General features: G+C 50.1%; 12 protein-coding genes. All 12 read left to right on the forward strand.

The features are described from left to right. Positions 1-34: 34 nt before the first annotated feature. The 12 genes from htpG to bamB all read left to right on the forward strand — a co-directional run bounded on the left by htpG (position 35) and on the right by bamB (position 13450). A complete protein-coding gene (gene htpG / locus B0F88_RS06670) occupies positions 35-1963 on the forward strand; it encodes a molecular chaperone HtpG (protein WP_104423162.1) in 1929 nt (642 codons plus the stop codon). 189 nt (positions 1964-2152) lie between these two features. Next, entirely contained in the window at positions 2153-3049 is an 897-nt protein-coding gene (locus B0F88_RS06675) for a PfkB family carbohydrate kinase (protein ID WP_104423163.1), read from the forward strand. Positions 3050-3160: 111 nt separating this feature from the next. Next, positions 3161-4276 (forward strand): tRNA guanosine(34) transglycosylase Tgt, encoded by a 1116-nt coding sequence (gene tgt / locus B0F88_RS06680; RefSeq protein ID WP_104423164.1) that lies wholly within the window; start codon positions 3161-3163, stop codon positions 4274-4276. A 155-nt stretch (positions 4277-4431) separates the two neighbouring features. Next, positions 4432-4782: a preprotein translocase subunit YajC gene (gene yajC / locus B0F88_RS06685; protein ID WP_104423165.1), complete on the forward strand. Its 351-nt coding sequence runs from the start codon at positions 4432-4434 to the stop codon at positions 4780-4782. A 121-nt stretch (positions 4783-4903) separates the two neighbouring features. Then, on the forward strand, positions 4904-6751 hold the full coding sequence (secD, locus tag B0F88_RS06690; protein WP_104423166.1) for a protein translocase subunit SecD: 1848 nt from the start codon (positions 4904-4906) through the stop codon (positions 6749-6751). 22 nt (positions 6752-6773) lie between these two features. Continuing rightward, positions 6774-7700, forward strand: a complete 927-nt coding sequence (gene secF / locus B0F88_RS06695; protein ID WP_104423167.1) for a protein translocase subunit SecF — start codon at positions 6774-6776, stop codon at positions 7698-7700. A gap of 85 nt (positions 7701-7785) precedes the next feature. Next, entirely contained in the window at positions 7786-8217 is a 432-nt protein-coding gene (gene ndk / locus B0F88_RS06700; RefSeq protein ID WP_104423168.1) for a nucleoside-diphosphate kinase, read from the forward strand. Next, positions 8192-9304 carry a 23S rRNA (adenine(2503)-C(2))-methyltransferase RlmN gene (gene rlmN, locus B0F88_RS06705; protein WP_104423169.1) on the forward strand — a complete coding sequence of 371 codons (1113 nt, stop codon included), beginning with the start codon at positions 8192-8194 and terminating at the stop codon, positions 9302-9304. Before ndk ends, rlmN begins: the two co-directional genes overlap by 26 nt. Further along, positions 9294-10055 carry a type IV pilus biogenesis/stability protein PilW gene (pilW, locus tag B0F88_RS06710; protein ID WP_104423170.1) on the forward strand — a complete coding sequence of 254 codons (762 nt, stop codon included), beginning with the start codon at positions 9294-9296 and terminating at the stop codon, positions 10053-10055. Before rlmN ends, pilW begins: the two co-directional genes overlap by 11 nt. 123 nt (positions 10056-10178) lie before the next feature. After that, positions 10179-11456: a histidine--tRNA ligase gene (gene hisS / locus B0F88_RS06715; RefSeq protein WP_104423272.1), complete on the forward strand. Its 1278-nt coding sequence runs from the start codon at positions 10179-10181 to the stop codon at positions 11454-11456. 99 nt (positions 11457-11555) lie between these two features. Further along, positions 11556-12203: a YfgM family protein gene (locus B0F88_RS06720; protein WP_181049850.1), complete on the forward strand. Its 648-nt coding sequence runs from the start codon at positions 11556-11558 to the stop codon at positions 12201-12203. A gap of 20 nt (positions 12204-12223) precedes the next feature. After that, positions 12224-13450, forward strand: a complete 1227-nt coding sequence (gene bamB / locus B0F88_RS06725; RefSeq protein ID WP_374953574.1) for an outer membrane protein assembly factor BamB — start codon at positions 12224-12226, stop codon at positions 13448-13450. The last annotated feature ends 175 nt before the right edge of the window (positions 13451-13625 follow it).

The following is a 13625-nucleotide window of genomic DNA, read 5'->3' on the forward strand; positions in this document are numbered from 1 at the left end:
GCGTTAATCTTATAATTAATCAGGATTAATAAACATGACTGTTGAAGCAAAAAAAGAAACATTAGGCTTTGAAACCGAAGTTAAGCATCTGCTGCATTTAATGATTCATTCGTTATATAGTAACAAGGAAATTTTCTTACGGGAATTGATTTCCAATGCGTCGGATGCGGCGGACAAGCTGCGCTTTGAGGCGCTGTCCAATGACGGTTTGTACGAAGGCGATAGCGAGTTGAAAATTCGCCTGGAATACGACAAAGACAAACGCACTATTACCATCATCGATAATGGCATCGGCATGACCCGTGCGGAAGTTCAGGAACATATCGGCACCATTGCGAAATCGGGCACCAAACAGTTTTTTCAAGCATTAACCGGCGACCAGGCCAAAGACAGCGAATTGATCGGCCAGTTCGGCGTGGGTTTTTATTCAGCGTTCATCGTTGCCGACAAAGTGACCTTAACCACCCGCAAGGCCGGCGCCGACAAGAGCGAAGGCGTGCGCTGGGAATCTGCGGGCGAGGGCGATTACACGCTCGAATCGGTGGAAAAAATCCAACGCGGCACCGAGATTGTACTGCATTTGAAAGAAGACGAAAGCGAGTTCCTGGACGGCTACCGCATTCGCTCTATCGTCAGAAAATTCTCCGATCATATTTCCCTGCCTATTGTGATGGACAAAGAAGTTCCGCCATCTATGGGTGAAGAAGGCATTGATGAAAAGCCGACGGAAATCGTCGAAGAGACCGTCAATTCGGCTTCCGCATTGTGGACTAAAGCCCGTCAGGACATTACCGATGAGGCTTATAACGAATTTTACAAGCACGTAGGGCACGATTTCCAAGACCCGTTAACCCATGTGCACAGCAAAGTGGAAGGCACCAATGAATATACTTTGCTGCTTTATGTGCCGTCGCGCGCGCCGTTCGACCTGTGGGACAGGGACGCCAAGCACGGGGTAAAACTGTACATCCGCAAAGTGTTCATTACCGACGATGCCGAGCAGCTGATGCCGCGCTATTTGCGCTTTATCAGGGGGATTATCGATGCGAACTCACTGCCGCTGAACGTATCGCGGGAAATCCTGCAACAGAGCAAGCAAATCAGCGCTATCAAGTCGGGCGCAATCAAGAAAGTGTTGGGCACGCTGGAGGATTTGGCCAAGACTGAACCGGAAAAATATGAGAAATTCTGGTCTCAATTCGGCCCGGTCATCAAGGAAGGCCCGATTGAAGATCACGCCAATAAAGAGCGTGTCGCCAAATTGCTGCGTTTCGCTTCAACCTATGCCGATACCGACAAACAGGACGTTACGCTGGAAGCTTATGTCGGCCGAATGAAAGAAGGGCAGGACAAGATTTACTATGTCACCGCAGACACTTTCTCGGCCGCTAAAAACAGTCCGCACCTGGAGATTTTCCGCAAGAAAGGCATAGAAGTCTTGTTGTTGTCTGACCGTATCGACGAATGGTTGGTGTCTAACCTGGACGAATTCGACGGTAAGCATCTCCAGTCTGTCGCTAAAGGCGATCTGGACCTGGGCGTTTTGGACGCCGAAGAGGACAAAGAAGCGCAGGAAGAAGTGAACAAGGATTTTGAAACCGTGTTGAAGCAGATTAAAGACGTGCTGGCCGATAAAGTCAGCGAAGTGCGTTTGAGTCATCGTTTGACCGAATCGCCCGCCTGTCTGGTGGCCGACGTTTACGGCATGAGCCTGAACATGGAAAGAATTATGAAGGAAGCCGGACAAGGTTTGGGCATGGGAATGGGCAGAAAGCCGATCTTCGAGCTCAACCCGACCCATCCGCTGGTGGTTAAAATGAAAGAAGAGCAAGACGACAGCCGTTTTGCCGATTTGACCCATATCCTGTTCGATCAAGCCATACTCAGCGAAGGCGGACAGCTGGATGATCCGGCGGCTTTTGTGCATAAATTGAACGGTTTATTGCAGGGCTTGTTGCATTAATCATTAAGAAACAAAAAAAGGCTGGAGAATATCCGGCCTTTTTTATGTGTGATGGTGCTGCATTGCTTGTCAGTTTTTAACTGAAGACGCACTTTATCTGGCTTGTAAGTATGAACGGCAACTATAGTAATGGTATTTTATGGCGTATCCCCCCTTTTGTACCGTACACAAAACAATGAATGAAAGTTAATGAGTAACAACCGGATCACTATTTTCGGCGAGGTGCTGTTCGATCATTTTCCCGATGGCAGTTGCGTGTTGGGTGGGGCGCCGTTTAACGTCGCTTGGCATCTTCACGCTTTTGGCCAGGAGCCGTTTTTTATCAGCCGGGTTGGCCAGGATCGGCTGGGCGATTCCATTCGCTCGGCCATGCAGTCATGGGGCATGGATTTGTCGGGCTTGCAACTGGATCGGGCCTATCCGACCGGGACCGTGCAGGTCTCTATCGAACAGGGCGAACCGAGTTATGCGATCGTGCCGGAACAGGCTTACGATTTTATCGCCGCCGATGAATTGGCAACTGCGCAATCCGGCGGCTTGCTTTATCACGGCACCCTGGCCCTGCGTCATGCTGACTCCAGGCGGACTCTGGAGACATTGAAAGCGCGGCATAAAGGCACGTTATTTATGGATGTTAATTTGCGCGCGCCCTGGTGGAATAAAGCTGAAGTGCTAAAGCGGGTTGGCGATGCCGATTGGGTCAAACTGAACCAGCATGAGTTACAGGCGCTGCATTCGACAACCGGCGACATGAGTGCCGATATGCGGGCGTTTCGAGCGGAGTACGGTTTGACCGGATTGGTTGTGACTTGCGGCGAGCAGGGGGCGATGGCTGTGGATGCGAGCGGCGAAGTTGTTGCCGTCGCGCCGGTTGACGCCTTGGCAGTGGTTGATACGGTCGGCGCCGGAGACGCTTTCGCCGCGGTGTTATTGCTCGGGATCAATCAGGGCTGGCCGTTGTCGCTGACGATGGAGCGGGCGCAGGCTTTTGCTTCGGCGTTGGTCGTCCAACGCGGTGCAACGGTGCAGGATCCTCGGTTCTATCGGTCGTTTGTGAATTTATGGGCGTTGGAGGCGGTGAAATAACTCCGCAAGACAAGTCAGCGTAGCGCCAATCAAACGGTGTTTTAATGCTTCAATGTACATTCATTTAAAAAGCCGGGATAATTCCCAGCCTTCAATGCACTCATCGTTTTTATGGACTTCAAATTAATCAATACGGACGGCCATGCGCGGCGCGGCCAGCTTAAGTTTGCCCGCGGCATCGTGGAAACCCCGATTTTTATGCCGGTCGGCACTTATGGGACGGTTAAGGCGCTGACACCCGATGAGCTGACCGGCATCGGTGCGCAGATTATTCTCGGCAATACCTTTCATTTAATGCTCCGTCCCGGCATGGATGTGGTCAAGGCGCACGGCGATTTGCATGATTTTATGCGCTGGGACAAGCCGATATTGACCGACTCCGGCGGCTTTCAGGTATTCAGTCTGGGCGCGTTAAGAAAAATCACTGAAAAAGGCGTGACCTTCAAATCGCCGATCAACGGCAGTTCCATTTTTATGGGGCCTGAAGAGTCGATGCAGGTGCAGCGCGATTTGGGTTCGGACATCGTGATGATTTTCGATGAATGCACGCCGTATCCTGCGACGGTCCATGAGGCGGCCGAGTCGATGCGCCTGTCGTTGCGTTGGGCGGCGCGCAGCAAGGCGGCCCATGAAGGCAATGCGTCGGCTTTGTTCGGCATTGTGCAGGGCGGGATGTACGAGCACCTGCGCAAGGAATCGATAGCCGGTCTGGTGGACATCGGTTTTGACGGCTATGCGATCGGCGGCCTGTCGGTCGGCGAACCCAAGGAAGAGATGATGGCGACGCTGGATGTAGTGCATCCCAAAATGCCGGTCGATAAGCCTCGCTATTTGATGGGTGTGGGTACGCCGGAAGATTTGGTGGAGGCGGTCAGGCGCGGTATCGATATGTTCGATTGCGTGATGCCGACCCGCAACGCCCGCAACGGCCATCTTTTTACCACGTTCGGCGTGGTGAAAATCAGGAACAGCCAGTATGAGTTCGATACCGGTCCTCTGGACGAGTCCTGCGGCTGCTATACCTGCAGGAATTTTTCCAGAGCCTATTTGCGGCATCTGGATAAATGCAAGGAAATGTTGGGTTCAAGGCTCAATACCATTCATAACCTTTATTATTACCTGAACCTGATGCAAGGCTTGCGCGATGCGATTGAAAGGCAAGAGCTGGATATTTTTGTCAAGCAATTTTACCAACAACGAGGAAAAGCCGTGCCGACTGTGGCATAATGGCAAACTTTTTAGTGTAGCTGCTCAGTAGTTGCAAAATAGAATGCGGATTTAAAAACGTGTCATCCGTATTTATTATCCATAGGACTAATATCCGCTGAATAGCCGTTTTTTATAACATAATTATTTTAATAACAATAATCCCGAGGATCACCATGAGTTTTTTAATTTCCGACGCTGTAGCCGCAGCTGCTCCCGCCGCCCAACAACCCGGCATTGAAGGCATGATATTCCCGCTGGGCATATTGGTGTTTTTTTATTTTTTGTTTCTGCGTCCGCAATCCAAGCGCGCGAAAGAGAAAAAACAAATGCTTGCCACGATTAATAAAGGTTCTGAAGTGGTCACTTCGGGCGGGATTTTGGGCAAGGTCGTCGATTTGGATGAGAATTTCGTCAAGCTCGAGATCTGCGACAATACCTTTATTCAAGTACAGCGGCACAGTATCGAGAACATGATGCCGAAGGGAACTTACAAAGCGATAACCAAAAAAGTCGCTAAAGTTTAATGTCATTGCGCGTAGGATGGGTAGAGCATTGCGAAACCCATCGTATAGACGATTGATTATGATGGGTTTCGGCTGCCGCCTCTACCCATCCTACGACATAGTTGAATTGTTGGAATAACACATGCAAAACCATTATCCACTTTGGAAAAATCTATTGGTCCTGATCGTTTTTGCGGTCGGGATTATTTACTCGTTGCCGAATTTGTACGGCGACGATCCTTCTGTCCAGGTGTCATCGACACGCGCTGTCAAATTGGCGCAGGAACAGGCCAATCAGGTCGAGTCTGTCATTAAAACGGCCGGATTTAATATCAAGGCATTCGAATTTAAAGACGGTCATATTTTAGCCCGGTTCAACAGTGCCGACGATCAACTGAAAGCGGCGGATTTACTCAGGGAAAAAATGAGCGACGATTATAATGTCGCGTTAAATTTGGCGCCTACCACGCCTGCCTGGCTTAGGTCTTTGGGCGCGGAAGCGATGTATCTTGGTTTGGACTTGCGCGGCGGTGTGCATTTCCTGCTCGAAGTGGACATGGATGCGGCCGTTAAACAGGCTGAAGAGCGTTACAACGATGATGTGCGTCTGGCGTTAAGAAACGAAAAATTACGCTATCAATCGGTTTCCAAAGACAGCGGGTTTATTAAGGTTAAGCTGAACTCGGCTGACGACAAGCCTGCGCTGCTGAAAATATTGGCTAAGGATTTCCGTTCTTTGGATGTCACCGAGCCCAAAGAGCAGGATCAAGTCTGGTTAAAGCTTTCTGAAAAGGAAGTGCGGGAGATTAAAAAATTCGCTGTCGCGCAAAACATGACGACTTTGCGTAATCGCGTCAACGAATTGGGCGTTGCGGAGCCGGTGATTCAGCAACAAGGCGAAAACCGCATCGTGGTCCAGTTACCGGGCGTACAGGACACGACCCGCGCCAAGGAAATTTTGGGTACGACGGCTACGCTGGAATACCGTCTGGTTGATGTGGAACACGATGTGCAAAAAGCGGTCGAAGGGCATGTTCCGGTCGGCAGCCGCTTATATTACGAAAGAAACGGCAATCCGATTCTGTTGGATCGCCGGGTCATCGTAACCGGCGATCAAATCGTCGATTCCTCTTCCGGCGTTGATCAGGACGGCAGGCCATCGGTGAATATTTCGCTGAACGGCGTAGGCGGCGCCAAAATGGGCAAATTGACCCAGGCTAACATCGGCAAGCCGATGGCCGTGGTGTTTATCGAATATAAAGTTGAAACCAAGGTGGTGAACGGCCAAAAAGTCCGCCATAAAGAAAAAGTTGAAAAAGTCATCAACGTGGCGACTATCCAGGGCGTTTTCAGTCATCGCTTCCAAACGACCGGTTTGGACAGTCCTCAGGAAGCGCGCAATCTGTCGTTGCTGTTAAGAGCGGGTGCGCTGGCGGCTCCGGTTGATATTGTCGAAGAACGTACCGTGGGCCCGAGTTTAGGTCAGGACAATATCGATAAAGGTATGCTGTCTTTTGTGGTGGGTTTTGCGCTGGTCGCGCTGTTCATGGTGATCTATTACCGGCTTTGCGGCGTATTTGCCAATATCGCGTTGGTGTTTAACGTGTTTATTATTATCGCAATTTTGTCGATGTTGCAGGCGACGCTGACCTTGCCGGGCATAGCCGGGATCATCCTGACCGTGGGCATGTCGGTTGACGCCAACGTATTGATCTTCGAGCGGATTAAGGAAGAGCTTCGCAATGGCAATACGCCGCAATCGGCTATTTACATCGGTTTTGAAAAAGCCTTTGCGACCATTCTCGATTCCAATATCACCACCTTGCTGGTGGCGGTTATGTTGTTTGTTTTTGGCACCGGTTCGGTAAAAGGTTTTGCGGTGACGCTGATTATCGGTCTTTTGTCGTCGATGTTTACGGCAATCACCGGCACGCGGATGATTATGAACTGGGTATACGGTAACCGCAGGGTTGAGAAGTTATCTATTTAGCACTTTCGATGAAGATTAAATCATGTCAAAAACAAATATAAATTTTATAGGCAACCGCAATATAGCGCTGATATTTTCCGCTGTGCTGTCGATTGTCTCGATAGGATCGCTGGCTGTACGCGGCTTGCAAATGGGCATCGATTTTACCGGCGGGACGTTGATTGAGGTGGGTTATCAACAGGCGGCGGATTTAACGGTGTTGCGCAATACCTTGGATAGCTCCGGCTTTGCCGATGCCACAGTGCAGAATTTCGGCACCACCAAAGACGTGTTGATTCGCCTGAAACCGCATGAAGATGTGAGTAGCGTCGATTTAAGCGCCAGGGTGCTTGAGGCGATTAATAAAACGACTAATGAGCCGGCCAGTATCCGCCGCGTTGAATTTGTCGGTCCTCAGGTCGGCGACGATCTGGCTGAGGATGGTTTTTTAGCCCTGTTGTACTCAACGATAGGCATTTTGATTTATGTCGCATGGCGATTTGAGTGGAAATTCGCGGTCGGCTCGATCATAGCGACATTTCATGACGTCATTGTTACGTTGGGCTTGTTCTCTATTTTAGGACTGGAGTTCGACCTGACCGTATTGGCCGCAATTCTTGCATTGATTGGTTATTCATTGAACGACACCATTGTGGTTTATGACCGCATTCGGGAAAATTTTCGGCAACTCAGAAGCAAATCGACCGAGGAAATCATGAATATCTCGGTCAATGTGACCTTAAGCCGAACCATCATGACCTCGTTGACGGTATTTCTGGTATTGGTTTCGTTATTTTTCCTGGGCGGCGAGGTGATTCATAATTTTTCGATTGCACTGTTGTTCGGCGTCGTTTTCGGCACTTATTCCTCTATTTTTATCGCCAGTCCTGCGGCTTTATTGTTGGGCATCAGCGCTGAGGATTTGATGATCCCGGTAAAAGAAGGCGCGGAATTGGACGGCAGGCCTTAACCGTCAGGTATTTTCAAAATACAGCGGCTGATCAGGTATAATTAGCCGCTTAACAACATTTATTCACACTTGGAGTTTTAAACAAATGGCGATAGAACGCACTTTTTCAATCATTAAACCTGATGCCGTAGCAAAAAACGTAATCGGTGAAATCTACAGCCGCTTTGAAAAGAACGATTTGAAGATCGTTGCCGCAAAAATGCTGCATTTGACTAAAGAACAAGCCGAAGGTTTTTACGCGGAACACAGCGAGCGCGGTTTCTTTAATGATTTGGTCGCATTCATGATTTCAGGTCCTGTGATCATGCAAGTGCTGGAAGGCGAAAACGCGGTTCTGAAGCATCGCGAAATCATGGGCGCCACCAACCCGAAAGAAGCGGCTGCCGGCACTATCCGCGCCGATTTTGCCAGCAGCATCGATGAAAATGCGGTACACGGTTCAGACGCTGTCGAAACCGCTCAAAGGGAAATTGCTTACTTTTTCTCAGACAATGAAATCTGTGCAAGAACCCGCTAAAACCCAAACCATCAATTTGCTCGATTTCGACAGGGAAGGCCTCGCGGCCTTTTTTGTCGAGTTAGGCGAGAAGCCTTTTCGGGCGACACAATTACTTAAATGGATCTATCAGGAAGGCGTCGAAGACTTCGACCTGATGACCAATCTGAGCAAGTCACTGCGCGCTTATTTAACTGAAAACTGCACTATCGCGACGCCTGAAATCGTGCTCGAAAAAATCGCAACGGACGGCACCCGGAAATGGGTGATGCAAACCGGTTGCGGCAATCGGGTCGAAACGGTTTTTATCCCCGAAGAGGGACGCGGCACCTTATGCGTCTCATCGCAAATCGGTTGCGCGTTGGCTTGCACCTTTTGCTCGACCGCCCAGCAAGGCTTTAACCGCAACCTAACCACGTCGGAAATTATCGGCCAGTTATTTGTTGCGCAAAAACGGCTGGGATCGGAAAACAGAATCACCAATGTGGTCATGATGGGCATGGGCGAACCGCTGTTGAATTTCGACAATGCGGTCGCGGCGATGAACCTGATGATGGATGATTTCACCTTCGGGCTGTCCAAGCGCCGGGTGACCGTCAGCACTTCGGGCGTCGTACCCGCGATGTACCGCTTAACCCAGGTCTGCGATGTCAGTCTCGCGGTATCGTTGCATGCGGTAACCGATGAGCTGCGTGATGAGCTGGTGCCGATCAACAAGAAATATCCGTTGAAAGAACTGATGGAAGCGTGCCGGGATAACGCCAAGATAGCGCCGCGTCGCACCGTTACTTTTGAATATGTGATGCTGGACGGCGTTAACGACTCGACGCAGGATGCGCAAGGACTGATTAAGCTGTTAAAAACGGTGCCGTCAAAAGTCAACTTAATACCATTTAACCCGTTCCCTAACTCGGCTTACCGCTGTTCCAGCAAAGAAGCGATTAATCGCTTTAAAACCTTGTTAAATGATGCGGGCATCGTCACCACGGTCAGGAAGACGCGCGGAGAAGACATCGACGCCGCCTGCGGTCAGTTGGTAGGACAAGTTAAGGATAAAAGCCGCAGACACTTGAAAGTTCAAGCGGCAGGTTCGGAACGTGCGGCCTGACAGATCGAACAAGATTAACCGGTTTGCGCTTGGCCTGCTCATTGCCGCGTTGGCCGCCTGTGATTCGGCAAGCAATGTTAAACAGGACAATGCCGACGACATACATTTACAGCTGGGCGTGCGTTACCTGAACATGAACAAGCTGGAGCTGGCCCGGGATAACTTGCTGCTGGCAGTAAAGCGGAATTCGGGCAATACGCAGGCGCATAATGCCCTGGCTTTTTTGTATGAAAAATTAAATCAGCCCGACAAAGCCAAAGATCATTATGAGACGGCTCTGGGTTTGACGCCCGACGACTTGGGCGTGAAAAATAATTTCGGCCGTTTCCTTTGCGAACATGGCGAGGTCGACGAAGGCATGGAGTTGCTGTCCGAAGCAAGCTCAAATCCGTTGAACGACCGGCAGTGGTTGGCGTTAACCAATGCCGGTCGATGCCAGTTGGGCGCCGGGAACAGGCAACAAGCCGAGACTTATTTCAGGCAAGCGTTGCAACTGAATAAGGCTTATGCGCCGGCATTATCGGAAATGCAGAAAATTGCTTATCAAAACGGTGATTTCTGGGCGGCAAAAGGATTTTTGCAACGCTATCTGAATGTGGCGGCCCATACGCCTGAAACCTTATGGCTTGCTGCGCAAACCGAGCGGGTGATCGGCAATAAGGAACTTGCCAAGGAATATAAACGTTTATTGCTGGAAAAATTCCCGCTTTCCAATGAAGCAAAAAAAATCGCCGGGCTTAAAGATTTTTAATTAATGGGCGAAGGGCAAAAGGCGAAGGGCAAAAAAACACAGCTTTCGCCTTTCGTCTCTTTTGATATTTACCTGTTACTAACGAGAAGTTATTTAAATCCGTGGCATCAACCCTATTTAAATATGGCAAATAATATTCAAGCAATTCGCGGGATGCACGATGTACTTCCCGAACAGACCCCGCTCTGGCAGTATGCGGAACAATGCATCAGAGACGTACTCGGTGCTTACGGTTACAGCGAAATACGCCTGCCGATCGTCGAAAAAACCGAACTGTTCAAACGCTCTATCGGCGAAGTGACCGATATCGTCGAAAAAGAAATGTATACGTTCGACGACCGGAACGGCGACTCCTTGACCCTGCGTCCCGAGGGTACGGCCGGTTGTCTGAGGGCTTGTCTGGAGCATGGCTTGTTACATAACCAGGTGCATCGGTTATGGTATTACGGGCCGATGTACCGGCATGAGCGCCCGCAAAAAGGCCGCTATCGCCAGTTTATTCAACTGGGCGTTGAAACCTACGGCATGGCGGGTCCCGATATTGATGCGGAATTGATCCTGATCATGGATCGGCTATGGAAAAAGCTGGGAATCCGCGACAAAGTTCGCCTACAGCTCAATTCCTTGGGTACTATTGCCGAGCGTATCGTTTACCGGGAAAGCCTGGTCAGCTATTTTCAACGCCGGTTGGAGCAATTGGATGAAGACAGCCTACGCAGGTTGGAGGCCAATCCGTTGCGGATTTTGGATACCAAGAACCCGGCGATGCAGGACGTTGTGGCCGGTGCGCCGGAATTGACCGATTTCCTGGGCGACGAAAGCCGTCAGCATTTTAACGCGATAACGGCGATACTGGATGATCTCGGCATAGGTTACGAGCTCAATTCCCGGCTAGTACGCGGGCTGGATTATTACAGCAAGACCGTTTTCGAATGGGTCACCGACGAATTGGGGTCGCAAGGTACGGTCTGTGCGGGCGGGCGTTATGACGGATTGATAGAGCAGTTGGGCGGCAAACCCAATCATGCCGTCGGTTTTGCGATGGGCATGGAACGCTTGTTGGCCTTGATGGAAACGCTGGAGTGTGTGCAGCTTGCAAGCTCCGTCGATGTTTACATGATCCGGGTCGGCGACGCAGCGGAGCAGGCGGGCATGCGCTTTGCCGAAATCCTCAGAAATGAAATTCCCGGCTTGAAATTGCAGGTGAATTGCGGCGGCGGCAGTTTTAAAAGCCAGTTTAAAAAAGCCGATAAAAGCGGCGCCGAATTTGCGATTATTCTAGGAGACGATGAAGTCAGCCGCGGCGAGGTCAGCATCAAACCGCTACGCAATAATGAGCTGGAGCAACAGAATATGTCTCAGCAGCAGGCAATTGAGTTTTTGCAGATGCAGATTGATTAATCACCACGAAGTTCACGAAGAAAAAATAGAATAAAAACTTCGTGTTCTTCGTGCCTTCGTGGTGGAAATATTTTTTTAAATTTAAAAAGAGAAAAACAAGTGGAAATTTACGATACAGAAGAAGAACAGGTTGAAGCCCTAAAAAGATGGTGGAAAGAAAATTCGACCTCCACTATCGTCGGCTTGGTCATGGGCATCGTCATTATTCTGGGCTGGAATTACTGGCAGGATCATAAGAAAGAGCGCGCGGCGCAAGCTTCCGCAACTTACGATCAATTGCTGAAAGCGCTGGATGACGATAAAAAAGACTCCGCGGACAAGCTGGCCGAACGTATGCAGGAGCAGTTTAAAGGTACTGAATATGCGGCGTTCAGTGGATTGTTTCAGGCAAAATTAAAGGCCCAGCAAGGCGATGTCGCTGCCGCCAAACAGATCTTGAAGACTATTGCTGCCGAGTCGAACAAAGCGTTGGGCAATATCGCCAGGATAAGACTGGTGCGCCTAATGCTGGCTACCGGAGAGTATGAGCAAGGTTTGCAGGTCATTAACGAGGTGGATGCAAAACAAGCATCCAGCTATTCAGCCAATTATGATGAATTAGTCGGCGATTTGTACGTGGCTTTGGATCGATTGGACGAGGCCCGCACCTCGTATCAAAATGCCTTGAGAGAGGGACAGCCGTCTCCATTGTTGCAGTTCAAGATTGATGACCTGACCGCCCAAGAAAAGTTAGAAGCCCCAAAATAATGAGCAACTATTCAAGCGATATGAATCAGGCGAACGGCGAACGGCGAGAGGCAAAAGGTTTTTTCGCCTTTTGCCTTTTGTCCTGCATCTTCTTATTAACAGGCTGTGCGGCTGTTGATACTCTTAAGGAAGGCGTTTCCGGCATCAGTGATTACTTTCTTGGCGGTGAAGACAACGCCGATCCTCCGAACGTTTTAGTTGAGTATACGCCTGAAATTCAGCTTGAAGTCCTTTGGAAAGAATCGGTCGGAGTGGGCGCCGACGAGCAATCCTTAAAACTGATTCCTGCAATCGGCAGCGGAAAGATACTGGCGGCGGACCGGGAAGGCGTGGTGCAGGCCAGGAGCCTGACGACCGGTAATTTAATCTGGGCGACTGAAACCGAGGTTCATTTTTCCGGCGGTCCGGGCCTTGGCGCAGGCAGCCTTATTTTAGGTTCCAGCGATGCCGAAGTCGTTGCATTGGATATTGAAACCGGAGCCGTGCTGTGGAAATCCACAGTATCCAGCGAAGTGCTTTCGGTGCCCGTGGTCGGCGACGGCATTGTGGTCGTCCGCACCACGGACGGCTCCGTGATCGCGCTTGACGAAAAAACCGGCGGCAAGCGCTGGAGTTATGAGCGGAGCGTACCGGCTTTAAGTGTGCGCGGAACCGGATCGCCGTTGATTGTCGAGGATAACGTGATCGGCGGCTACGATAACGGCAAAGTTATGGCCTTGCGTTTGACCGACGGCAAATATGTGTGGGAAACCAGTATTGCCGTCTCCAAAGGGCGCTCTGAAATTGAACGGCTGGTCGATCTGGATGTCGATCCTATCGTTATTAACGGCGTGATTTACGTTGCCAGCTATCAAGGCGGCCTGGCGGCTATTTCGGAATTGGACGGCGATGTATTGTGGCGTAATGAAACCATTTCATCTCATTCCGGTTTGAGTCATGACTCCCGGTATTTATACCTGAGCGATACACAAAGTCATGTCATGCAGCTGGACCAGCGCAGCGGCGCATCCTTGTGGACGCAGAAAGACTTGCATCAAAGAAGATTAACCGCTCCCGCCGCCTATGGAAATTACGTGGTGGCAGGGGATTTTGAAGGCTATGTGCATTGGTTCTCCAATCTTGACGGCAGACAACTGGGCCGCGTTCAAGTGACTGAAGGCGCAATCGACGCCAAGCCTGTCGTGGTAGATAATACCGTTTATGTTTATGCCAAAGACGGCACCCTTGCCGCTTTAAAAGTCCGGTAATAAAGATATTGATTTTAAAAGGAACACGGATGACACTGATTGGACGGGTTTAAACGGATAAAAAAGACGAAAGGCAAAGGACGAAAGGCGAAAAAACTCTTTTGCCCTTTGCCCTTTGCCTTTCGTCTTGTGCCTATAATATCTTGTGTTTACCGGTCAAATCCGTGTCATCTGC

The sequence above is a fragment of the Methylobacter tundripaludum genome, assembly GCF_002934365.1.
In the GTDB taxonomy this organism is placed as follows: domain Bacteria; phylum Pseudomonadota; class Gammaproteobacteria; order Methylococcales; family Methylomonadaceae; genus Methylobacter_A; species Methylobacter_A tundripaludum_A.